This window comes from Streptomyces sp. DSM 40750 (assembly GCF_024612035.1).
In the GTDB taxonomy this organism is placed as follows: Bacteria; Actinomycetota; Actinomycetes; order Streptomycetales; family Streptomycetaceae; genus Streptomyces.
This window is the reverse complement of record NZ_CP102513.1, coordinates 7,983,254-8,006,796: the sequence shown is the minus strand read 5'-3', so window position 1 is coordinate 8,006,796 and position 23,543 is coordinate 7,983,254. Positions and strand designations below refer to the sequence as shown.

At 72.2% G+C, this 23,543-nt stretch carries 17 protein-coding genes; 6 read left to right on the top strand and 11 right to left on the bottom strand.

Annotated features, from left to right (window positions below):
• Positions 1-25: 25 nt before the first annotated feature.
• On the top strand, positions 26-466 hold the full coding sequence (locus JIX55_RS35705; protein WP_257567352.1) for a winged helix-turn-helix transcriptional regulator: 441 nt from the start codon (positions 26-28) through the stop codon (positions 464-466).
• Here JIX55_RS35705 and mutM read toward each other — a convergent pair.
• The 8 genes from mutM to JIX55_RS35665 all read right to left on the bottom strand — a co-directional run bounded on the left by mutM (position 439) and on the right by JIX55_RS35665 (position 9,514).
• Entirely contained in the window at positions 439-1,299 is an 861-nt protein-coding gene (gene mutM, locus JIX55_RS35700) for a bifunctional DNA-formamidopyrimidine glycosylase/DNA-(apurinic or apyrimidinic site) lyase (protein ID WP_257569593.1), read from the bottom strand. The two genes, JIX55_RS35705 and mutM, sit on opposite strands and share 28 nt — an antisense overlap.
• Before the next feature lie 593 nt (positions 1,300-1,892).
• Positions 1,893-2,738: a ribonuclease III gene (gene rnc / locus JIX55_RS35695; RefSeq protein WP_257567351.1), complete on the bottom strand. Its 846-nt coding sequence runs from the start codon at positions 2,736-2,738 to the stop codon at positions 1,893-1,895.
• Positions 2,739-2,745: 7 nt separating this feature from the next.
• Positions 2,746-2,919, bottom strand: coding sequence for a 50S ribosomal protein L32 (gene rpmF, locus JIX55_RS35690; protein WP_007493396.1), 174 nt, complete (start codon positions 2,917-2,919; stop codon positions 2,746-2,748).
• A gap of 2 nt (positions 2,920-2,921) precedes the next feature.
• Positions 2,922-3,566, bottom strand: a complete 645-nt coding sequence (locus JIX55_RS35685; RefSeq protein ID WP_257567350.1) for a YceD family protein — start codon at positions 3,564-3,566, stop codon at positions 2,922-2,924.
• Positions 3,567-3,692: 126 nt separating this feature from the next.
• On the bottom strand, positions 3,693-4,799 hold the full coding sequence (locus JIX55_RS35680; protein ID WP_257569592.1) for a cell division initiation protein: 1,107 nt from the start codon (positions 4,797-4,799) through the stop codon (positions 3,693-3,695).
• Between the two features lie 89 nt (positions 4,800-4,888).
• Positions 4,889-5,368 carry a pantetheine-phosphate adenylyltransferase gene (gene coaD / locus JIX55_RS35675; RefSeq protein WP_257569591.1) on the bottom strand — a complete coding sequence of 160 codons (480 nt, stop codon included), beginning with the start codon at positions 5,366-5,368 and terminating at the stop codon, positions 4,889-4,891.
• Between the two features lie 26 nt (positions 5,369-5,394).
• Complete coding sequence (rsmD, locus tag JIX55_RS35670; RefSeq protein ID WP_306820065.1) at positions 5,395-6,210, bottom strand: 16S rRNA (guanine(966)-N(2))-methyltransferase RsmD; 816 nt, start codon at positions 6,208-6,210, stop codon at positions 5,395-5,397.
• Positions 6,211-6,286: 76 nt separating this feature from the next.
• A complete protein-coding gene (locus JIX55_RS35665) occupies positions 6,287-9,514 on the bottom strand; it encodes a helicase-related protein (RefSeq protein WP_257567348.1) in 3,228 nt (1,075 codons plus the stop codon).
• Between the two features lie 191 nt (positions 9,515-9,705).
• On the opposite strand from JIX55_RS35665, the gene JIX55_RS35660 reads away from it, so the two are divergent.
• Together JIX55_RS35660 and JIX55_RS35655 are read left to right on the top strand one after the other, a co-directional pair.
• Entirely contained in the window at positions 9,706-11,601 is a 1,896-nt protein-coding gene (locus tag JIX55_RS35660; RefSeq protein WP_257567347.1) for an HSP90 family protein, read from the top strand.
• Complete coding sequence (locus JIX55_RS35655; RefSeq protein ID WP_257567346.1) at positions 11,598-14,576, top strand: tetratricopeptide repeat protein; 2,979 nt, start codon at positions 11,598-11,600, stop codon at positions 14,574-14,576. The genes JIX55_RS35660 and JIX55_RS35655 overlap by 4 nt, the downstream gene beginning before the upstream one ends.
• Positions 14,577-14,733: 157 nt before the next feature.
• On the opposite strand, the gene JIX55_RS35650 is transcribed toward JIX55_RS35655, so the two are convergent.
• Positions 14,734-16,419 (bottom strand): DAK2 domain-containing protein, encoded by a 1,686-nt coding sequence (locus JIX55_RS35650; RefSeq protein WP_257569590.1) that lies wholly within the window; start codon positions 16,417-16,419, stop codon positions 14,734-14,736.
• A gap of 310 nt (positions 16,420-16,729) precedes the next feature.
• Here JIX55_RS35650 and rpmB point away from each other — a divergent pair, with 310 nt between their 5' ends.
• The 3 genes from rpmB (at position 16,730) to JIX55_RS35635 (ending at position 21,532) form a co-directional block, all read left to right on the top strand.
• Complete coding sequence (rpmB, locus tag JIX55_RS35645) at positions 16,730-16,915, top strand: 50S ribosomal protein L28 (protein WP_003993230.1); 186 nt, start codon at positions 16,730-16,732, stop codon at positions 16,913-16,915.
• A gap of 193 nt (positions 16,916-17,108) precedes the next feature.
• Positions 17,109-20,291 (top strand): BTAD domain-containing putative transcriptional regulator, encoded by a 3,183-nt coding sequence (locus JIX55_RS35640; RefSeq protein WP_257567344.1) that lies wholly within the window; start codon positions 17,109-17,111, stop codon positions 20,289-20,291.
• Positions 20,292-20,326: 35 nt separating this feature from the next.
• A complete protein-coding gene (locus JIX55_RS35635) occupies positions 20,327-21,532 on the top strand; it encodes an FAD-dependent monooxygenase (protein WP_257567343.1) in 1,206 nt (401 codons plus the stop codon).
• A 44-nt stretch (positions 21,533-21,576) separates the two neighbouring features.
• On the opposite strand, the gene thiD is transcribed toward JIX55_RS35635, so the two are convergent.
• Positions 21,577-22,377, bottom strand: a complete 801-nt coding sequence (thiD, locus tag JIX55_RS35630) for a bifunctional hydroxymethylpyrimidine kinase/phosphomethylpyrimidine kinase (protein WP_257567342.1) — start codon at positions 22,375-22,377, stop codon at positions 21,577-21,579.
• The gene (locus JIX55_RS35625; RefSeq protein WP_257567341.1) at positions 22,374-23,339 is read right to left on the bottom strand and encodes a thiamine-phosphate kinase; all 966 of its coding nucleotides are present in this window, start codon (positions 23,337-23,339) and stop codon (positions 22,374-22,376) included. Before JIX55_RS35625 ends, thiD begins: the two co-directional genes overlap by 4 nt.
• Between the last annotated feature and the right edge of the window lie 204 nt (positions 23,340-23,543).

Below are 23,543 nucleotides of genomic sequence, written 5' to 3'. Positions count from 1 at the left end.
CGCTGTGCCGGAGTATTCTCGACGTATGGAATCAGCCGCGCAGACCGCCGTGACGCCCGCGCAGGCCTCCGCGGGCGCGGACGGCCTGAACCTCGACGACCTGGCCTTCGACGTGTTCGCCAGGAACTGTCCGTCGCGGGGCACCCTGGAGCACGTCACGGGCCGCTGGGGTGTGCTCACGATGGGCGCGCTGCACGAGGGCTCGCTCCGCTTCAACGAGCTGCGGCGCCGCGTCGACGGCGTCAGCGAGAAGATGCTCTCGCAGACCCTGCACGCCCTGGAGCGCGACGGCCTGGTCCACCGCGAGGCCCAGGCCACCAACCCGCCCCGCGTCGACTACACGCTCACCCCGCTCGGCCGCGAGGTCTCCGAGCGTCTGCTGTCCCTCATCACCTGCGTGGAGGACCGCATGGAAGACGTGCTCCGGGCCCGCGAGCGTTACGACGAGACCCGCGGCGCCCGCTGACACGTCGGGCAGAAGTAGCTGGACCGGTTCATCCACGGCCGCCGCCGCATCGGCGTGGCACAGCGCCGACAGGGCAACCCCTCCCGGCCGTACGCGTCCAGCGAGCGGTCGAAGTACCCCGACTCTCCGTTGACGTTGACATACAGGCTGTCGAAGCTCGTGCCGCCCACCGCGAGGGCCGCGTTCATCACGTCCCGTACGTGGCCCAGGAGTTCGGTGGTGCGGGGGCGGGTGAAACCGGCGGTCGGGCGCTCGTAGTGGATCCGCGCCCGCCACAACGCCTCGTCCGCGTAGATGTTGCCGACCCCGCTGATCAACGACTGGTCGAGCAGGGCCCGTTTGATGGTCGTACGCTTCCGCCGCAGCGCCTGGTGGAAGGCCTCGGCGTCGAACAGCGGGTCGAGGGGGTCGCGGGCGATGTGCGCGATGACGTCGGGCAGGCCGTCGGGGGTGGTGTCGTGCAACGACAGTCCGCCGAAGGTGCGTTGGTCGACGAAGCGGAGTTCGGTGGCGAGGTCGTCCGCGAAGCGGACGCGGATCCTGAGGTGCTTCTCGTCCGCCGCGTCGTGCGGCTGCACGAGCAGTTGCCCGCTCATCCCGAGGTGGGCCAGCGCGGCGATCCCGGTGTCCTCCACCGGCAGCCACAGATACTTGCCCCGCCGGCTCGGCTCGCCGATCCGGTGCCCCTTGAGGCGGTGCGCGAAGTCCTCGGGCCCGGCCAGGTGCCGCCGTATCGCGCGCGGGTGCATGACCTCCACATCGGCGACGGTCCGGTGGGCCACCCAGCGTTCCAGGCCCCGTCGTACGACCTCGACCTCGGGTAGTTCGGGCACGGGTCCTCCGGTAGGTGGGGTGACGTCGGCAGCGTACCCGGTGGTCAGGGGGTGCTGGCGAGGCGGCCGTCCGGGGTGAGGCCGCGGGTGAGCGGGGGCGTGGGTCTCGGTCTCCCTGCCCCGCGCCACCGGGAGGAGGACGAACCCGCCGTGGTTCGCCGCCCGCCCGATCAGGTCGCGGAGTCCGCCGCCGTCCGGCGCGTCCAGGTCGCGGGGGACATAGCCGGGCAGGGACGGCGCGGCCGCCCCGGTGCGGCGGATGGGGCGGTGCACTCCGAGCCGGAGGGGGTCGGCGTCACGTACGCGGACGGGTTCGGGCCCGCGCCGCGTCCGCGGGGGCTCGTCGGTCCGCGTCACCACGGAGAGGTCGCCGTGGACCTGCCCGACTGCGGGCTGCGCCCGCCGGCGAAGGCCCCCGCGAGGCGGTTCACCGTATCGCCGCCCGCTGCCCTGCCCGCGCCCGCTGCCGCGGTCTCGTCCAGCTCCCCCACGCGCTCCCCCTCGTACCGGCGAACCCGCTGCTGCCCCAGCGGACGCCGAAACCCCCACCGAAAGCCTGTCCGGTGGGGGTTTCGAGCGATCCGGTCCCGGCGTCAGGCCGGGGCGGTGTCCGAAGGTGTGTCGGCGGATTCGTCGGGCCGGGCCGCGGCCTCGGCCGCCGCCTTCGCCCGCTCGTCCGCCGCGGCGCGGATGGCACGCCAGGCGGACTCGGCCGCCTGTTGCTCCGCTTCCTTCTTGCTGCGGCCGGTGCCGGTGCCGTACGAGACGCCTCCGACGCGGGCGGCAGCGGTGAAGGTCTTCTCATGGTCGGGGCCGGTCTCCGTGACCAGGTACTCGGGCACGCCGAGCCCCTCGGTCGCGGTGAGCTCCTGGAGACTGGTCTTCCAGTCCAGGCCGGCTCCGAGATTCGAGGACTTCTCGATCAGTGGATCGAACAGGCGGTGCACCAGCGCCGCCGCCGAGTCCAGTCCCTGGTCGAGGTAGACCGCACCGATCACCGCTTCCAGGGTGTCGGCGAGGATGGATGCCTTGTCCCGGCCACCTGTGCCCTCTTCACCACGGCCGAGCCGGATGAAGGAGCCGAGGTCGAGCCCGCGGCCCACCTCCGCCAGCGCACGAGAATTGACCACCGCGGCCCGCAGCTTGGCCAGTTGGCCCTCGGGCAGGTCGGGGTGGGTGCGATACAGCGTGTCCGTGACCACGAGGCCGAGAACGGAGTCCCCGAGGAACTCCAGGCGCTCGTTGGTGGGCAGGCCGCCGTTCTCGTACGCGTACGAACGGTGGGTCAGCGCGCGCACCAGAAGGGCGGACTCGAGCTGATAGCCGAGCCGCCCTTCCAGAAGCGTGTGGGACGAGGCTGTGTTCTCCGCCTTCTTCTTGGCGGTGGGCTCCGCCTTGGCGTCATCCGCCTTCTTGGGGCTGGACACAGTGCCTCTCACCAGCCGCTCAGACCTCGAGGACCTGGCGCTTGTTGTAGGTGCCGCATGACGGGCACGCGATGTGCTGCAGCTTGGGCTCGTGGCAGCGCTCGCACGCAACCAGGGTGGGGACCGCAGCCTTCCACTGCGACCGGCGGTGGCGCGTGTTGCTGCGCGACATCTTCCGCTTCGGAACAGCCACGGCTACTTCTCCTGCTTCTCGTCGACACCGGTTTCGGCGCCGCTCATCTCGTCCTTCTCGCCGTCTTCGAGTGAACCGGCGAGTCCCTGCAGTGCCGCCCAACGGATGTCGACGGCGTCATGGTGGTGGTCCGGGTCGTCCGCCAGCCGGGCTCCGCACTGGGAGCACAGGCCGGGGCAGTCGTCCTGGCACACCGGCTGCATCGGCAGTGCGAGCACCACCGCATCGCGCAGCACGGGTTCGAGGTCGAACAGGCCGTCCTCGATGAAGAGCCTGTCCTCGTCTTCCTCGGCGTCGTCGGCCGGCTCCGCCTTGGGGCGGCCCCGGTCGTCGGCGTCAGGGTACGAGAACATCTCCTGGAAGTCCGCTTCGAGCTCCAGCTCCAGCGGCTCCAGACACCTTACGCACTCCCCCTTGGCCCGTGCACGGACGGTGCCTGTGACAAGCACACCTTCCATGACCGACTCCAGGCGGAGTTCGAGCTCCACCGGGGCGCCTTCCGGCACTCCGATCACTCCCTGGATCCCGAGGTCCTTGGGAGCGTCGATCTCACGGGTCAGGCGCTGCAGCGCGCCAGGACGCCGCCCCAGCTCGTGTGTGTCGAACACGAGAGGGTCGCGGTGGTCGAGGCGGGCGTTCAGGGCCATTCCTGCTTTCGATCTTGAAGCTTGAGGACGCCACCCTTCGATGCTTCCCGGGCAGCGTTGATCGCGGACGTACACGCGACCGAAGAGCCAGGATACTGGACCTTTCGCTCTCGGCCCAATCCGCTGTCAGCGGCCCTGTTCGTAGCGCCGCAGCTGCTCGGCGCTGATCATGGTGGTGTCGAAGAGGCTGGTCTCGTCGAGGGCGTTCGCCTGGGGCTGCGCATAGCCCTGCTGCTGATCCTGGTGGCCCTGGTTCGGGTGATCCTGGTGGCTCTGGTTCGGGTGATCCTGGTGGCCCTGGTTCGGGTCGTACGCCGGCTGCTGCGGGTAGCCGGCCGCGTACGGGTCGGCCTGCTGGTAGCCGTAGGGATCGGCGGCCTGCTGGGGCTGGGCGTACGGCTGCTGGTAGCCGCCGTAGGGGTCCTGCTGGTACGCCGTCGCCTGGTACGCGTCCTGCTGTTGGCCGTACGACTGCCTCTCCGGCACCGCGCGGGACTGCTGCGCGGTGCCGGAGAGGTCGGCGAGCTCGGCCAGGTAGTCGGCGTCGCTGGTGGGCTGCGGGGAGGTGCCGTCGTCGTTCAGGGAGAGGGCGCCGAGGTCGTCGGTGGCGATGCGGCCGTGGAGCTTCTGGCGGCCGCGGCCGACGGCGTCCAGGGTCTTGGCGAGGACCGCCTCGAAGGCGCCGAGCTTGGCGTCCACATAGGAGTCGGCGTCGCGTCGCAGGGTCTCCGGGTCGTGGCTGCGCTCGGGGGCGTCCTCGTCCTCGTAGCCCTGCTCGTCGAGGCCGGGGCCGGTGCCGAGGAGCTTCTCGCGGCCGCGGCCGACCGAGCCGAGGGTCTTGGTGAGGACGACCTCGAAGTTGGCGAGCTTGGAGTCGACGTAGTCGTCGGCTTCGGCTCGGACCTCCTCGGCCTCCTGGCGGGCCTCGGTGAGGATGCGGTCGGCCTCGTTCTGGGAGCGGCGGGCGACTTCGGTGTCGGAGATCAGGGAGCCGCGCTCGGCGTGCGCGCTCTCGATGATCCGCTCGGCCTCCATGCGGGCACGCTCGACCATGTGGTCACGGTCGCCGATCAACTCCCGTGCCTGGGCGAGGGAGTCGGGCAGAGCGGCGCGCACCTCTTCGAGCAGTGAGAGCAGTTCGGCGCGGTTGACCACGCACGAGGCCGACATGGGCATGGATCGGGCGCCGGAGACCACCGAGACGATCTCGTCGAGCTTCTTCTGCACGTCCACCGTGTGGTCCACCGTGTGCTCGCCACTCTCTACAGCTGTGTTGGAGACGGTCGGGTCGACTGTACGGCCAGCCGGGGACCTTCGTCCGCTCAGTCCCGCTTCAGACGCTCACCGAGGGCTTCGAGGACGAGCGGGGGCACCAGGTGGGAGACATCGCCGCCCCAGGTCGCGACCTCCTTGACCAGGGAGGACGACAGGAAGCTGTAGGTGGGGTTGGTGGGGACGAAAAGGGTCTCCACCCCCGACAGGCCGATGTTCATCTGGGCCATCTGCAGTTCGTAGTCGAAGTCGCTGACCGCGCGCAGGCCCTTGACGATGGCGGGGATGTCGCGCTGCTTGCAGAAGTCGACGAGCAGGCCGTGGAAGGCCTCCACCCGTACGTTCGCGTACTCGGTGGTGACCTGGCGGATCAGCTCGATCCGCTCTTCGACCTCGAAGAGGCCCTTCTTCGACTTGTTGATCATCACTGCGACGTAGACCTCGTCGTACAGCTTGGAGGCGCGGCCAATGATGTCGAGGTGTCCGTTGGTGATGGGGTCGAACGACCCGGGACATACGGCACGGCGCACTTGCGATCCCTCGCTCTCCGGTCCGGTCATCGTGCGTCTTCGCACGTAGAGGCGGCGCGACCGTACCAAAACGTTCCCTCGCCGTAGCGACGGGCCCTGATCGCTTCGAAACCGGTCGGCCAGACGAATGCGCCGCCTCTGGTGCTGCGCTCCACGGTGACGAGGGCTTCCTCGCCGAGCCAGCCCCCGGTACGGAGTGTGAGCAGAATCTCGCGAAGATCGTCGTCCGAGACGGCGTACGGGGGGTCGAGGAAGACGAGGTCGTACGGCGCTTCCGGCGCCGGGCCCTGGATGATCTGCTCCGCTTTGCCCGACCTCACTTCGGCGCCGGGGAGGCCGAGCGATGTGACGTTGTCGCGGACCGTGCGGGTCGCTCGCGCGTCGGCCTCGACGAGGAGGGTGTGGCCGGCGCCGCGGGAGAGGGCTTCCAGGCCGACCGCGCCGGAGCCGGCGTACAGGTCGAGGACGCGTTCGCCGGCCAGGGGGCCGCCGAGGAGGGATTCCCAGGTGGAGAAGAGGCCCTCGCGTGCGCGGTCGGAGGTGGGGCGGGTGCGGTTGCCCGGCGGGACGGCGAGGCGGCGTCCGCCGGCCGTGCCGGCGATCACGCGGGTCATCTTGGGTCCTTGGTGGAGGGGGCGGCTGTGGGTCCAGTCTGGCAGTCGCGCGTCTGGGGTGGGTGCGTCTAGCAGTGGGCGGCAGCGGATTGGGAGTGGCTGCCGTGGGCGGCAGCGGGTCCGGAGTGGCGTGGCGTGGGCGGCAGCGGGTCGGGGTGGATTCGCCTGGGCGGATTCCTCTTGATCACCATGGGCGGCTGCGAGTCCATGGTGGCTGGTCGCGCCCATGCGGCGGTAGCGGCAAATTGGATACCGCCCCGCGCCCCTTCAGGGCTCGCTGGTCCCCAGCCCTTGTCAGCCCTTGTCAGCCCTTGTCCAAGTACTGCTCCCTCTCCTCGTCCAGCAGGGCGTCCAGGGCCGTGCGCAGGCCGGGGAGGGTTGTGAGGTCCGGGTCGGCGGCCACGACCGCTGCCGCCTCCTCTCTCGCCTCCGCGATGATCTCCTCGTCGTCGATGACGGCGAGCATGCGGAGGCTGGTGCGGGCGCCGGACTGGGCCTGGCCGAGGACGTCGCCCTCGCGGCGTTGTTCGAGGTCGATGCGGGAGAGTTCGAAGCCGTCGAGGGTGGAGGCGACGGCGTTCAGGCGCTGGCGGGCCGCGCTCGCCTCCGGCATCTCGGTGACCAGGAGGCACAGGCCGGCGGCCGAGCCGCGGCCGACTCGGCCGCGGAGCTGGTGGAGCTGGGAGACGCCGAAGCGGTCGGCATCCATGATCACCATGGCGGTGGCGTTCGGGACGTTGACGCCGACCTCGATGACCGTGGTGGCGACCAGGACATGGGTCTCGCCGGCGGCGAAGCGGCGCATGACCGCGTCCTTGTCGTCGGGGTGCATACGGCCGTGCAGGACCTCGACCTTGAGGCCTTGGAGGGGGCCCTTGGCGAGTTGGTCGGCGATGGCGAGGACGGCGAGGGGCGGGCGCTTCTCGGCCTCGTCCTCGGGGGACTTCTTGGCCTTCTTGGGGTCGGCCGGTTCGTCGATGTCGTCTCCGATGCGGGGGCAGACGACATATGCCTGGTGACCGTTCTCCACCTCCTCGCGGACGCGTTCCCAGGTGCGGGTGAGGAAGTGGGGCTTGTCGGCGGCCGGGACGACATGGCTGGCGATCGGCGAGCGGCCGGCGGGGAGTTGGTCGAGGACCGAGGTCTCCAGGTCGCCGAAGACGGTCATGGCGACCGTGCGCGGGATGGGGGTGGCCGTCATGACGAGGAGGTGGGGCGGCTGCTTGCCCTTGCCGCGCAGGGCGTCGCGCTGCTCGACGCCGAAGCGGTGCTGCTCGTCCACGACGACCAGGCCCAGGTCGTGGAACTGCACCTTGTCCTCGATCAACGCATGCGTGCCGATGACGATCCCGGCCTCTCCGGTGACCAGGTCCAGCAGCGCCTGCCGGCGTCCCGCGGCGCCCATGGACCCGGTGAGCAGCACCACCTTGGTGGCATGCTCGGCCCCACCCAGCATCCCGCCCTCGGCCAGCTCCCCCATCATCTCGGTGACCGACCGGTGATGCTGCTGGGCGAGCACCTCGGTGGGCGCGAGCATCGCTGCCTGACCGCCTGCGTCGACCGTGGCGAGCATGGCGCGCAACGCCACCATCGTGTTGTGGGTGACCGTGAAATTGTCGGTGACGTAGGCGCGACTCGGGTGGGCGACGCTGATGCACTGGACCGGCTTGCGACCCACCTGCTCGACGGCCCGGATCCCGCGTCGAAACGTGTTGTCCTTCGGCCGGGCCCGTACGCGGTCGGCCTTGTGGGTCAGCCGGAACGGCGCGTGTTCCTCGGGCAGGGCAACCGAGACATCGAAGGCGGCTCGCTTCGGCAGAACTCGTGCACGGCCACCCAGTGATCGTACGAGCCAGGCGACGTCGTCCGCGAGCCTGCGCGAGGCCGAACAGAGCGAGATGCTGAGGCCGTCCGCTTTGACAGTGCCATCCGTGTCCAGAAGGCCTTGCAGCAGGGCCAGACGGTTCTTGACCGACGTGTTCTTGTAGTCGTCCGGCACGAACTTCCCATGTGCCGGAAGGCCCCACAGGTTCAGCTCGCGCAGCGTCTGGATCACGGGATTGCGGACGCCCCCAGCACCTTGCGCCGGCTGGATCGTGTAGTCGCAGCCGGAGCCCTTTACCGGCACCAGCCGGCATTCGGGTGCGACCGCGGCTGCCACGGCATCTCGAATCTCCTTGTCGATCGTGGAGAAACGCAGATCGTGGTGGAACGAGCCGTCCCCCAAGAGGAGGCCGAACAGGTAGGGATCCAGCGGCAGCCCTGAATCGACTCCGAGGTCGGCGGGGGTTGCGGCCGGGATGTACCACTTCGAGGATCCGTTCGCCGTGAAGGTGTCGAGACGGATCTCTCGAGTGGTCATGACCTTGGCTTCCTGCCCTCGGTAGCCCCCACGGCTGGCACCGACGATCCAGAGATGCTCGTCGTCGCACTCGACAGAGCTGCCGTCGGACAGCACCAGCCGCCAGACATCGCGCTCTCCTTGCGGGAAGACGCCGTCGATCAGCGCGACCTCCCCGTCGGGCACGACAACCTCGTCCCCCACGCTCAAGTCCCCCATCCGGCGGAAACCGGCAGGAGTGAGCACCAACGAGTCGAGAGGCTGGGCCTTGCCCGATCCGACCTCTCCCTGCAGCAACCGGTGCATCGGATGTTCCGTGGCGAGGTCGTCGAAGATTTCCTTGGAGACCTTCTGCTGACCCTCGGTGAGGGTGAAGGGGAGACGGGCGTCGAAGGTGGTGAGGAGGCCTTGGGGGGTGGGTTTGCGGGCGACGGCGGGGAGTTGGGCGTCGGCGTGGCGCCGGCGGGCCAGGGCGACCTGGAGGACGAAGGCCTCGTCCCACTTGAGGCGGTCGCGGGCGGACTCGATGTCCGCCTTCGTGTGGGGGCGGTGGATCTTCAGGAGGGCCTCGGGGAGCGTGGCCAGTCCTCGGCCCTCCCGCAGGGAGTCGGGGAGGGGGTCGACGGCTTCCTGGGCGCTCGGGAGGACCGTCTGGACGGCTTTGGCGATCTTCCAGGACTCCAGCTTGGCGGTGGCCGGGTAGATCGGGATGAGGGCTCCGGCCCAGGTGTCCACGGTCTCCGTGACGTCGTCGCCGCGCAGGAGTTCGTAGGCCGGGTGGGCCAGTTGGAGGCGGCGGTTGAAGACGGAGACCTTGCCGGCGAAGAGGGCGCGGGTGCCGGGGAGGAGCTCCTTGTGGGGTTTGTGCACGCCGTGGCCGAAGAAGACGAGCTGGAGGCGGCCGCTGCCGTCCGTGATGGTCACTTCGAGGCGCTGGCCCTTGCCCCGGGGGGCCTTGGCGGAGGCGAAGGTGTGCAGGCGGGCGTCGGCGACCTGGGCGACCACCGTGACGTGCTCGTCCATGGGCAGGTCGGCGAGGTGGGTGAGCTGCCCCCGCTCCTCGTACCTGCGGGGATAGTGGTGCAGCAGGTCGCCGACGGTGTGCAGGCCGAGGTGCTCGGCCATCACCTTCGCGGTGGCGGCGCCGAGCGTGTTCTTGAGCGGTTCTTCGAGCGCGGGCACGAGATCCATTGCACACCACGGCACTGACAATCCCGTATACGTCCTTGAAATCCGCTGGTCAGACGGGTCGTTCGCGCCTAGGATGACGCACTCCCGGGCCCGTGTCAGGGTCCGTACCGCCTCCCGTCCGCGGTCACCGTCCCCGGGACCGCCCGACCCCGCCGCCGTCGCCAGATTCCCTCCCCACCGGCGCTGCGACGATGGATTCAATGACCTCACAGTCATCCCAGGCACCCCAGACACCTCAGTCACCCCAGTCGCCTCATACGTTCCAGGTCGATCTGCGTGGCCTGGTGGATCTGCTCTCGCACCACCTCTACTCCAGTCCGAAGGTCTATCTGCGCGAGCTGCTGCAGAACGCGGTGGACGCGATCACCGCGCGGCGTGCCGAGCAGCCCGACGCGCCCGCCCGGGTGCGGCTGTTCGCCGAGGGCGGCGCGCTGCGGGTGGAGGACTCCGGCATCGGGCTCACCGAGGCCGATGTGCACAACCTGCTCGCGACGATCGGGCGGAGTTCCAAGCGCGACGACGGTGGCATTCAGGAGGTCCGCTCGGACTTCCTGGGGCAGTTCGGCATCGGGCTGCTGGCGTGTTTCGTGGTCGCCGAGCGTATCCGCGTGGTCAGCCGCAGCGCCCGGACGCCGGGCGCGCCGCCCGTGGAGTGGACGGCGGCGGACGACGGCTCGTACACCGTGCGGACGCTGCCCGACGAGGCCCGTCCCGAGCCCGGCACGACCGTGCACCTCGTGGCGCGGCCCGGGGCGGCGGAATGGCTCTCCCCCGCGCGCGTGCTGACGCTGGCGCGGGACTTCGGGTCGCTGCTGCCGTACGACGTCCGGGTGGGCGACGAGGCGGTCACCGATCTGCCGGCGCCCTGGGACCGCGCGTACCCCTCCCCCGCCACCCGGAGGGTGGCCCTGGCCCGGCACTGTCACGACCTGTTCGGGTTCACGCCGCTGGACTCGATCGAGCTGGACGTGCCGCTGGCGGGGATCCGGGGCGTGGCGTACGTCCTGCCGTCCGCCGTCAGCCCGGCCCAGCGGGCGAGCCACCGGGTGCACCTGAAGGGCATGCTGCTCACCGAGCGGGCCGAACAGCTGCTGCCGGACTGGGCGTTCTTCGTGCGGTGTGTGCTCGACACGGACAGTCTGCGGCCCACGGCGTCGCGCGAGTCGCTGTACGAGGACGAGACCCTGGCGGCCGTACGGGAGGCGCTGGGCGAAAGGATTCGCGGCTGGCTCACCGGGCTCGCCGCCGGTGATCCGGAGCGGCTGGCGGCCTTCCTGTCGGTGCACTACCTGGGCGTGAAGTCGCTGGCGCGGCACGACAGGGAGATGCTGCGCACGATGCTGCCGTGGCTCCCCTTCGAGACGACCGACGGGCGGCTGTCCCTGGAGGAGTTCGCGCAGCGGCACCCGGTGGTGCACTTCACGCGGACCGTCGAGGAGTACCGCCAGGTCGCGCCGATCGCGTCCGCGCAGGGCGTCGGGGTCGTCAACGGCGGCTACACGTACGACAGCGAGCTGGTCGAGGCGCTGCCGTCGGTGCGCCCGGGGACGGTGGTCGCCGAGCTGGACGCCGACACGGTGACCGCGCACCTGGACGCGCTGGACCCGGACGAGGAGCTGGCGCTGGCGGGCTTCCTGTCGGCCGCGCGGGCGAAACTCGACCCCCTGGGGTGCGATGTCGTGCTGCGGGCCTTCCATCCGCTGTCCGTGCCGGCGCTGCACCTGGACGACCGGTCCTCCCGGCACGAGCAGGCGCGCGCGGAGGCGGAGGAGCAGGCCGACGACCTGTGGGCGGGCATCCTGGGCTCGCTGCGGGGCAGTGCCCCGCGCGCGCGGCTGGTGCTCAACCATCTCAACCCGCTGATCCGGCGGATCAGTTCCCTGACCGACCGGGAGCTGATCGGCACGGCCACGGAGTCCCTGTACGGGCAGGCCCTGCTGATGGCCCAGCGGCCGCTCAGGCCCGCCGACTCGGCGCTCCTGAACCGCGCGTTCATCGGCCTGCTGGAGTGGGCCACGCACACCGAGCCCGGGTCCGGGCCGGGCTCGGGTTCCGGTTCCGGCTTCGGAGAGGGCGGCCGCGGATGAGTCGGTTCACCGACATCACGGATTTCGACGAGCTGCGCCGGGCCATGGCGGAGAACTACGAGCAGCCGGAGGGCCCCGCACGCAACGCACGCGCGGAACTGCTGCTCGTGGAGGCCGAGAAGCTGAACGTCCCGCTCGCCGTGATCGAGGCACTCGGGCACCAGCTGAAGGTCTACAACTACAGCTCCGAGAAGGACAAGATGTTCGTCCCCTTCGCGCGTCTGCTGCGCATGTGGGACGAGCGCCCCGAGGACTTCGACGAGTACGAGATCCACTCCCTGCACTGGGTGTTCAAGTGGATGTCGGCCGGCATGCTGAACCAGCCGCACATCCCGCTCGCCTCCATAGAGAAGTGGCTCGGCGAGATGGAGCACCGCTACCGGCTCGCCGGGCACTCGGAACGGGCCGTGCGCAGCGCCGAGTTCAGCGTGGCCGCGCACATCGGCGACCTGGCGAGGGCCGAGCGGGCGTACGGGGCGTGGCTGGCCGCCGACCGGGACGCCATGGCCGACTGCCACGCGTGCGAGCTGCACGGCCAGGGCTGGTGGCAGGCCCGGCAGTGCGAGGACGCCGAGGCGCTGGAGCTGTGGGCGCCGGTCCTGGAGGGCGAGTACACGTGCGCCCACGAGCCGCACACCGTCCTGGCGTCCTCCCTGGTGCCGCTGCTGCGCCTGGGGCGCCCGGAGGAGGCCCGGGCCCACCATCTGCGCGGTTTCCGGCTGGTGCGGGCCATGGAGAGCATGCGGGGCGCGTACGCGGACCACGTGGAGTTCTGTGCCCTGACGGGCAACGAGGCGCGCGGCCTGGAGCTGCTGGCCGAGCGTCCGGCGTACTTCACGGACTCCGGTGACCCGCGCAGCAAGCTGGACTTCATGAGCGTGGTGGCCCTGCTCATGGGCCGTCTCACGGCGCGTGGGTTCGGCGATCAGACTGTCCCCGGCCCCCTCGGCCGTACCTGGACCGCCCGCGAACTGGCCTCCCACGCGCGCGAGGAGGCCCTTTCCCTCGCCGCGCTCTTCGACGAGCGCAACGGCACGGCGTACGTCAGCACCCATGTCCGGGAGCGGATGGACCGGTCGCCGCTGCTGGAGCGGCTGCCGCTGGGGGTGCGCTCGACCCGGACCGTCGTTCCGGTGCCGGCGCCCCGGCCGCCCGCCGCCGTGGAGCGGAGGGAAGCCGCTGCGGCCCAGGACGACCTGCCCGCGCTCCTCGCCGAGGCGCGGCGGCTCTCCGCGTCCCTGCATCCGGGCTCCGTCGGGGCCTGGGCCGCCGTGGCGCGTGCCGCCGAGGCCGAGGGCGCGGAGCTGGACACCTGGGACCGCGCGGAGATCGTCGACCACGAGGCGATCGGCCTCGGCCCCGAGGGCCGCGCCCTCTTCGAACGGGCGGCCGAGCTGTACGAGGAGGCCGGCGACCCGGGCGAGGCGCTGGCGGCACGCGCGCGCGGGGCGAACGTCCACGCCCTGGCGGGGTACCCGGAGGCGGCCCTGGAGCTGATCTCCGAGCCGTACGAGAAGATCCTCGCCCTCTGGGCGGACGGCGGGACCGGTGTACGGCAGACGGCGTCCGTGCTGGTGGGGCGGGCGCGGATCCACGTGCAGCGGATGCACGAGAACCACGAGAACGAGGACACCGACGCGGTGGCCCCCGCCGAGTCCGCAGTCCGGGAACTGGCTGATTTCTGTGCGCGCGCTGAGCCGGGCCGCCCGGAGGACGTACGGCTGGCCTCGCGGGCCGCGGAGGCGCGGGCGATGCTCGGAGAGCTGGCCGCGCACGGCGGGGACGCGGAGGCCGCCGCCGCGCTGTTCGCGGAGGCCGCGGAGCGGTATGTGGCGGCCGGGCTGCCGTGGTTCGCGGTGCAGTACGAGGCGCGGCTCGCCGGGGTCGCGCAGCATCTCGGAGACCTGGAAACCGCCGAGCGGGCGGCTCGCGCGGCGCTGGAGCACGGCGGGTCGGACCTGGAGCCGGTGGGCCACGCCCAGTTGCACCTCCAGCTCGCCGAACTCCTCGGCGCCGGCGAGCGGGTCGAGCAGGCCGCGGAGCACGCCCTGGAGGCTGCGCACTGGGCCGACGAGGCGGGCGAGGGCCCGACCCTCGGCTCCTGGGCCCGGCATCTGCTCGGCGGGTTCCTGCTGCGGCTGGGGCGCTGGGCGGAGGCGGCCGAGGTGCTGGAGTCGGCGCTGCCGGATCTCACCGCCGAGACGCACGGCGACGGAGCCGTGGCCCAGACCCTCTGGTGGCTCGGCGACTGCCACACCGAGCTGGGTGAGCACCGTGAGGCCGCCGAACGGTGGCTGCGGGCCGCCGACGTCGCCCGGCACTGGCCCGAGCAGCGCGACCACGCCATGCTCGCCCATCTCGCCGCCGAGGCGCTCGCCCGCGCGGGGCTGGCCGCCGACTCCGACCGGGCGTACGCGCGCGCCGTCGACCTCTGGGGCGAGCTGGGCAACGTCCACGGGTATGTCCGGGCGCTGCGGGCGCGGGCCTGGTACGCGGCGCGGGAGGGCCGCGAGGGTGCGAAGCCGTCGGCTCCGGACGAGGCACGGGAGTTGATGGGCGACGCCGTGGTGGGCTGCGAGGCGGCCCTGTCCGACGTGACCGGTGAGGAGAACCGCCGCCGGATCGTCGCGGAACTCGGCGAGACCTACCGGCAGTTCGGCGACCTGCTCGCCCGCTCCGTGGCCGAGGACGCGGACCTCGCCTCCTTCCGGCCGGTCTTCGAGGAGGCGCTCGGGCTCGTCGAGCGGGCGGTCTCGGTGTACGACTCCCTCGGGGCGGAGTTCCTCGACGCGCGTACCGCCGCTGAACTCGCCGCGGGGTGGCTGGAGGCCGATCTCCGGCGGGGTGCTGCCGCCGCGGGTCGGGCGCGGGGTGTGTTGTCCGCGTTCACCGGCCGCGACGACGAGACGGCCGGGGCACGCCGGACGGAGGCGGAGCGGTTGTTGGAGGTGGCGGAGGCCCGGAGCGAGAGCTGAGCGGTGCGGGGGCGCGCCTCCGGTGTCTTCGCCCCCGCCGCCCCTACCCGTCCCGTCCCCAGGGGCTGCCGCCCCTTCGACCCGGCTCTGGTGGGTTGTTCGGCTGCGGGTGTGTGTGGGGCTTCTCGCGCAGTTCCCCGCGCCCCTGACTCAAGTCCTACTCCACGCCGATCAGCAGCAGCGCTCCCTGCCGCCCACCCCGGTACACGACCGTGTCCACCGCCAGATACGACTCCCGCACCCTCGCCTCCACATGGTCCACGACTCCGGCGGGGGCCTCGTCGCCCAGCACCAGGGTGACCATTTCGCCGCCCGCGGCGAGCATGCGGTCGACGACCGCCGCCGCTGTGGTCGTGACGTCGGAGCCGATCACGGCGACGTCGCCGTCGATGAGGCCGAGGACGTCGCCGGCCTGGCAGATGCCGGCCATGGTCCAGGACTGGCGCTCGGCGATGACGACCTCGGCGTAGCGGGTGGCGCCGGCGGCGGAGGTCATGGAGACGACGTCCTCGTCGAAGCGGCGGTCGGGCTCGTGGACGGCGAGGGCGGCGATGCCCTGGACGGCCGAGCGGGTGGGGATGAGGGCGACCCGGACGCCGTCGGCGCGGGCCTGCTCGGCCGCGGCGGCCGCCGTGTGGCGGAGGTCCGCGTCGTTGGGCAGCAGCACCACCTCGCGCGCGTGGGCACGTCGTACGGCCTCCACGAGTTCCCCGCTGGCGGGCGGCTCCCCGGGGCGGGCCAGGACCGTGGTCGCGCCGGCCTCGGTGTACAGCCCGGCCAGCCCCTCCCCCGGCACCACGGCCACCACGGCCCGCTGGGCGCGCTCGCGCGGCTGCCGACCGGCCTCACCGGTCATGTGCGCGTCCTCGGCCCCGAAGTGCGTGATCCGGATCCGGTACGGCCGCCCGGCCTCGACCCCGGCCTCCACCGCGGCCCCGGCGTCGTCGACGTGCACATGGACGTTCCACAGCCCGTCCCCGCCGACCACGACCAGAGAATCGCCCAGCTCGTCGAGGATCCGCCGCAGCCGGGCCACGGCCGCGTCCTCCGCCTCCAGGAGGTAGATCACCTCGAAGGCGGGCCCGCCCACCCCGCACGCCTCGGCCACCGTGTCGACGGCGGCTTCGGCGTCGTCCACGCGCGCGTGCCACCCGGAAACGGCCACCGCCCTCGGTGCCTCCCCCGTGAACGTCTCCACCAGCGCCGCCAGTACCGCCACCAGGCCCCGCCCACCCGCGTCCACGACGCCGGCACGAGCCAGGGCGGCCAGTTGGGCGGGGGTCGCCGCGAGGGCCGTACCGGCGCCCTCGTAGGCGGCGCGGGCGACCGTGCCGCAGTCGCCCTCGGCGTCGGTGGCCGCTTCGGCCGCCGCGGAGGCGACTGTGAGGACGGTGCCCTCGACGGGGTGGGCGACGGCCTCACGGGCGGAGTCGGCGGCGTGCCGGAGAGCGAGGCGGAGGCCCTGGCCGTCGGTGTGGGCCGCCTCACTGTCGTCGGCGAGCACCTGGGCCATACCGCGCAGAAGCTGGGCGAGGATCGTCCCGGAGTTGCCCCTGGCCCCTATCAGCGCGCCGTGCGCCATGGCCCGCGCGGCCTCGGCGAGCGTGGGCTTCCCCACCCTGGTCGGCCGGCCACCGGCCTCGTGGCCCGCGAACACGGCCTCGACGGCCGCCACGGCCGACTCCATGGTCAGGTAGAGGTTCGTGCCGGTGTCGCCGTCGGCCACCGGGTACACGTTGATGGCGTCGATCTCCTCGCGCGCGCGTCCCAGCGCCGCCAGGGCGAGTCCGCACCAGGTGCGCACCGCGAGAGCATCGAAGAATGTCTGCGGCACCTGCGGCACCTGCGCCTCCTTGAACTGCTTGGCTGCTTGGCTGCTGGACGTGGGGATCAGGTGGGACGCCGCACGTCGCACGCAGCGTAGACCCGCAGCGGTGACCGCCGGTAAGAGGGCCGGGACGAGGCCCGGACCAGCCATGGTAGTTTCGTTGTACGGACGCAGTCGTTGTATGCTGCTCCGGTTGTCCGATCCGGATCCACGATCCAGATCGGCTCCTCCCCCTGGCAGCGCCACTCGGATCCCAGTTCTTGGGATCGCGATCCCGGCATGCCGGGATCAACCGTAAGTGCATCTGAAGTCTTTGGAGTGACCCGTGGCTGCCAACTGCGACGTCTGCGGCAAGGGGCCGGGCTTCGGCAACAACATCTCGCACTCGCACCGCCGTACGTCCCGTCGCTGGAACCCGAACATCCAGCGCGTCCGTACCGTGGTCGGCGGGACGCCGAAGCGCGTGAACGCCTGCACCTCGTGCATCAAGGCCGGCAAGGTCTCGCGCTGACGCTCAGCTAGCGCGCGGCCACTGCTGGTTCGCTGCACAGAGCCGGTCCACCCTCGGGTGGACCGGCTTTTTGCCGTGCCCGCGCGGCCTTTGCCTGTCCGTACGGCCTCTTGGCGTGGCCGCACGGCCTTTTCGCCTGCCCGCACGGCCTTTTGGCCTGTCCGCACATCCTCTTGCTGCCAGAATCCCGTGAATGCGGTTCGGCATCCTGGGTCCCCTCGACATACGCACCGACGACGGCACCGCGCTGGACCCCGGCGGCCCCCGCCCCCGCGCCCTGCTGACGCTGCTGCTCCTCGACGCGGGCCGTACGGTCTCCGTCGAGCGCCTGATCGACGGCCTGTACGGTGCCGAGCCACCCGCCGGGGCCGCCAACGCGCTCCAGTCGCAGATCTCCCGGCTGCGCAGGCGCCTGGGCCCGCACCCGGAGATCGAGGCCACACCCGCCGGTTACCGCATCGCCGTCCCGCCCGACTCCATCGACGCCCAGCTCTTCGAGCGGTTCTCCCGGGAGGGCCGGGCCGCTCTCGCCGCCGGGGACCATCCGCAGGCGGCGGCCCTGCTGCGCGAGGCGCTCGCCCTGTGGCGCGGACCCGCGCTGCCCGACCTCCCGGACGCCTGCGCCGAGGTCGCGCGCCTCGACGAGCTGCGGCTGACCGCCGTACAGGACCGGATCGAGGCGGACCTCGCGCTCGGCGGCGGCCCCGAACTCGTCCCCGAGGTGCGCTCGCTGCTCGCCGCGCACCCGCTGAGCGAGCGGCTGTACGGGCAGCTGATGCGGGCGCTCCACGCGGGCGGGCGCCCCGCCGAGGCGCTCGGCGTCTACGAGGAGGCCCGGCGCACCCTCGCCGACGACCTGGGCGCCGACCCGTCGCCCGAGCTCTCCGCACTCCACCTCGAACTGCTGCGGGGGCAGGGCCCGGCCCCGCGCCGGCCCCGGGTACCGGCCCAACTCACCCGTTTCATCGGCCGGGACACCGAACTGACGCGTATCGCCGCGCTCCTGGCCGGCTCCGAACCGTCCGGCTCCCGCCTCGTCACGCTCACCGGCCCCGGCGGGGCGGGCAAGACCCGGCTCGCGATCGAGGCCGCGCGAGCCCACGCGGACTCCGCCGCGACCGTCTGCGTGACCGAGCTGGCTCCCCTGACCGACGGCGCGCAGATCCCGTACGCCATCCTCTCGGCACTCGGCGTGCGCGAGGGTCTGCGTGGTTCCGCGAATCCGGCCGCGGAGGCCACGGAGCGGCTGTTGGGCGCCCTGGAGGAGCGTGAACTGCTGCTCGTGCTCGACAACTGCGAGCACCTGGTCGAGGAGGCGGCCCGCGTGGTCGGGCTCCTGCTCGGCGGCTGCCCCGATCTCCGCGTCCTGGCCACCAGCCGGGAGTCGCTCGGCATCACCGGTGAAGTCCTCGTGCCGGTGCCACCACTGCCGCCGGAGCCCGCCGGTCACCTGTTCCTGGACCGCGCGCGGGCCGTACGCCCCGACCTGGGCAACGGCGATCCCGGTACCGAGGGGCCCGCGCATGTGGCCGGCGTCGAGAAGCGCCGGCGCACGGCCGGTCCCGACGGGCACGCGCGCGTGGCCGACATCTGTGCCGCCCTCGACGGGCTGCCCCTGGCCATCGAGCTGGCCGCCGCCCGGCTGCGCACGCTGACCGTGGACGAACTCGCCGACCGCCTCGGCGCACGGCTGAGCACCCACGGGCCCACGCCCGAGACCGCCCGCGTCCACGACACCGACCCCTTCCGGCTCCTCTCACGCGGCGACCGCACCAAGGCCCCCCGGCACCGCACGCTGCGGGCCGTCGTGGAGTGGAGCTGGGACCTGCTGGACGAGGCCGAGCGGGAGCTGGCGCGGCGGCTGGCGGTGTTCTCCGGGGGTGCGACGGCAGAGGCGGTCGAGGCGGTGTGCGGGGTGCCGTACGCGGAGGATCTACTGGCCTCGCTGGTGGAGAAGTCGCTGGTGGAGGTCGCCGACGGGCGGTACCGGATGCTGGAGACGATCCGCGCGTACGCCGCCGAGCGGCTCGCCGGGGAGGACGATCCCCGGCGGCTGCGGACCGCGCACGCCGAGTACTTCCTGGCCCTGGCCGAGCGCGCGGAGCCGTTCCTGCGGAGCGCGGGGCAGCTTCCCTGGCTGGCCCGGCTGACCGCCGAGCACGGCAATCTCGACACGGCCCTGCGCCATCTGCTGCACACGGACACCGCGGACGCCCTGCGGCTGATGGCGGCCCTGTCGTGGTTCTGGCGGTTGCGCGGTCCACAGGGCGAGCACATCCCGCTCGCCCGCGCGTTGCTGGCGGCCGTCGGCGAGGTGCCGCCCCCGGGGCTGGCCGAGGAGTACGCGCTGTGTGTGATGAACACGGTCGCCGGGCGCGGTGACGACCCCGGCGAACCCGAGCGCCTCGCGCGTGTGGCGGCCGTACTGCGGGCCCTGGACGCTCCGTTGCGGCTGCCGGCCACGATGGTCATCTGGTCGCTCGTGGGCGGCCCGGTCCTCTCCGTGAAGGAGGAGATCCGTGCGGTGCAGATGAACGACGATCCGTGGGGCCACGCGCTGCTGGACGTCGGCCTCGCCTATCAGGAGCTGTTCGCGGGGCGTCCGGCCACGGCTGAGGCGGCCTTCGCGCGCGCCTTGACCGGTTTCCGCGCGACCGGCGACCGCTGGGGCATGGCCAACTCCCTGGATCCCCTGGCCTCGTTGGCCGACTGGCGCGGCGACCACGGGCGCGCCCTGGAACTGCTCGACGAAGGCCTGGCGCACCTACGGGAACTCCAGGCGCCCGAGGAGACCGCCGATCTGCTCCGCACCCGCGCGAGCGTGCTGCTGCACCGGGGCGACGCCGAGGAGGCCGCCGCCCACTACACCCGGTCCGCCGCGCTCGCCCGTACCGCCGGCGCGCACGACAAGGTGGCGAGCGCCCGGCGGGGCCTCGGCGACCTGGCCCGGCTCGCCGGGGACACGGCCCACGCGCGCGTGCACTACGAAAACGCCCTGGAGGCGTGTGCGGCGAACTGGTTCAGCGTCGGCGAGACGGTTCGGATCCTCATCGGGCTCGGCCGTACGGAGGCCGCCGAGGGGGACGTCGAGGCGGCCCGCGACTGGTTCGCGCGGGCCCGCTCCCACGCCCTGGATTCCCCCGACGTCCTCGCACGGGCGGAACTCGCCGAGGCGCTGGCCTCCGTCGCCCCGACCGCCGGGCGCGCCGCCGAACTCCTGGGCGCGGCCACGGCCCTGCGCGGCGCCCGCGTCGAGGGCGACCCCGATGCCGTACGCACGGAGCGGGACGTACGCGGGCGGCTGTCGCCCGAGGCGTACGACAAGGCCTTCGACCAGGGCCGACGTCTCGGGTCAGCCGCGGTCAGCGAACGGTAGGGGGACGGTCAGCGGTTCCGCCCAAGCTGCCGTGCATGACGAACAAGACCTACGACCTCAGCCATCTCACCGTCCTGATCTCCGGCGCCAGCGTCGCCGGTCCGGCCCTCGCCCTGAACCTCGTCCGCTACGGCGCCCGGGTCACCGTCGTCGAGAAGGCGCCCGACCTGCGTGCGGGCGGCTTCGCCGTCGACTTCCGGGGGCAGGTGCACCGGAAAGTGCTGACCGAGATGGGGATCTGGGACGAGATCCACGCCCGGCAGACCCACATGGGCCGGCAGATCGTCGTCGACGCGGACGGCTCCCCGAAGGTGGACCTGCCGTCGGAGATGATGAGCGGTGACGTGGAGATCCTCCGCGGCGAGCTCGCCCGCATCATGTACGAGCGCACCCGGGACCGCGTCGAGTACGTGTTCGGTGACTCGATCGCCACGCTCACGGACACGCCCCACGGCGTCGACGTCACCTTCGAGAGCGGCCCGGCCGGCCGCTTCGACCTGGTGATCGGCGCGGACGGCCTCCACTCCCACACCCGCGGCCTGGTCTTCGGCGACGAATCCCGCCATCTGCGCTTCTTCGACCACTACGTGGCCGGCTTCGACGTCCCGAACGACCTGGGTCTGGACCGCACCGGCCGGCTCTACAGCGAGCCCGGTCGCGCGATAGCCCTCGGCAACTACGACGGCGATCCGGGCCGGGCGGTCGCGCTGCTGGTCTTCCGGTCCGATCGACTGTCGTACGACCGCCGGGATGTCGCCGCGCAGAAGCGGATCCTCGTCGAGCGGTTCACGGGCATGGGCTGGGAGGGGTCGAACGTCCTCAAGGGGCTGGAGGCGGCCGACGACCTGTACTTCGACGCGATCGCCCAGATCCACGTCGACCGGCTCGCCGAGGGCCGGGTGGCGCTGCTCGGGGACGCGGGGTACGGCGCCACGATGGGCGGCATGGGCACCGGTGTGGCGATCGTCGGCGCGTACGTCCTGGCCGGTGAACTCGCCCTGGCGGGCGGGGACCACCGTACGGCGTTCGCCGCGTACGAGAACCGCATCCGGGACTTCGCCAAGGGCTGCCAGAAGACCTCGGGCAACGCGGGCCCGTTCTTCGCGCCGCCCACCGAGCGGCGGATCCGCAGCCGGGACCGCATGTACCGCCTGCTCGCCTCCCGCCCGCTGGCGGCCTTCTTCAAGCGGCTCACCGAGAAGTCGGCGACGAACATCAAGTTGCCGGAGTACCCCGGGTGAGGCCCGGTGGACACACCCCGGTCGCCCGCCCGAAGGGCGGGGGTTCAACCACCGGCCCTCAGAGCCCAGCCGTGGTCCACGGGCCCGATCCCCCCGCCGAGCGCGAACCCCGCGGCGATCGCCCCGGTGACGTACTCCTTGGCCGCCGCCACGGCCTCCGGCACGGTCCGCCCCTGCGCGAGCTGCGACGCGATGGCGGAGGCGAGGGTGCAGCCCGTGCCGTGGGTGTGCCGGTTGTCGTACCTGGGGGCCCGCAGCCAGTGCTCCTCGGAGCCGTCGGTGAGCAGGTCTACGGCGTCCCCCGGGAGATGTCCGCCCTTGATCAGCGCCCACCGGGGCCCGTACGCCAGCAGGGCCTCGGCGGCCTCGCGCATCCCGGCCTCCGACCGGACTCGTACGCCGGTGAGTTGGGCGACCTCGTCGAGGTTGGGGGTCGCGACGGTGGCCACCGGCAGAAGCCGGTTGCGTACGGAGTCCAGCGCGGAGGCGGCGAGGAGCGGGTCGCCGTGCTTGGAGACGCCGACCGGGTCGACGACGACCGGCGCGTCGGTGGCGGCGAGCAACTCGGCGACAGTCTCGACGAGTTCGGCGGAGGCGAGCATGCCGGTCTTGACCGCCTGGACGCCGATGTCGTCGACGACACTGCGGTACTGGGCCCGTACGGCCTCGACCGGAAGCTCCCAAGCGCCCTGCACGCCGAGGGAGTTCTGGGCGGTGACGGCCGTGACGACGCTCATGCCGTGCACCCCGAGCGCGAGCATCGTCTTCAGATCCGCCTGGATACCGGCCCCGCCGCCGGAGTCGGAGCCGGCCACGGTGAGCACCCTCGGTGGCGCGGGGCTCATGACTCGATGTCCCCGAAGTGGTCCCAGCCGCCCTTGCTGGTCCAGGGCGCTCCGTCCACGGTCACCTGGGGCAGCGCCGACGGGTTGAGGACCTCGCCGATCACCTTCCACCGCGCGGGCAGCTTCACGTCGGGCGGGAAGGTCGCCACGATCGCGTGGTCCTCGCCACCGGTGAGCACCCACTGGATCGGGTCGACACCGACGGCCTGCCCGATGTCGTTCATCTGGGACGGGATGTCGATCGCGCCGGAGCGGATGTCGATCCGGCACTTGCTCGCCTCCGCGATGTGCCCCAGGTCCGCGATCAGCCCGTCGCTCACGTCGCACATCGCGGTCGCGCCGAGGGAGGCGGCTGCCGGCCCCGCGTGGTACGGCGGCTCGGGGCGCCGGTGGGCCTCGACGAAGGCGCGCGGCGAGCGGAAACCGCGGGAGAGCACCGCGTGCCCGGCGGCGGACCAGCCGAGCCAGCCGGTGACGGCCACGACATCGCCGGGCTGGGCTCCGCCCCTCGTCACGGGCTCGTGGTTGCGCAGATCACCGAGCGCGGTGATCGAGATCATGATGGTGTCACCGCGTACGACGTCACCGCCCACCACGGCCGCGCCGGCCACCTGGCACTCGTCGCGCAGGCCGTCCATCAGCTCGGTGGCCCAGGTCACCGGGAGTTCGGCGGGGGCGACCAGGCCGAGGAGCAGCGCGGTGGGTACGGCGCCCATGGCGGCGATGTCCGCGAGGTTCTGCGCGGCCGCCTTGCGCCCGACGTCGTAGGCCGTGGACCAGTCGCGCCGGAAGTGCCGGCCCTCCAGGAGCAGATCGGTGCTCGCCACGACCCTGCGGTCCGGCGCGGCCACCACGGCGGCGTCGTCGCCGGGGCCGACCCGGACCGCCGGGGTGGTGGTGAGCCGGGAGGTGAGCTCCCTGATGAGCCCGAACTCCCCCAGCTCTCCCACGGTGCCCTTCATCGTCGTATCGCCCCTTCTTGTGCCGCTTCCAGTGTCACTCGCGCCCGGTCGCGGGCCGTTCTCGTCCTCGGTACGGTCGAGTGGACCGTCAACTTCCGTCGTCCCCGCACCCCGGTGTGCGCGGCGCGGCCTCCATGGGTCTCCCCCTGGCGCGTGACGACGCGATACCGTGGCGTTCCTTTTCCCGACATGATCCACATGATC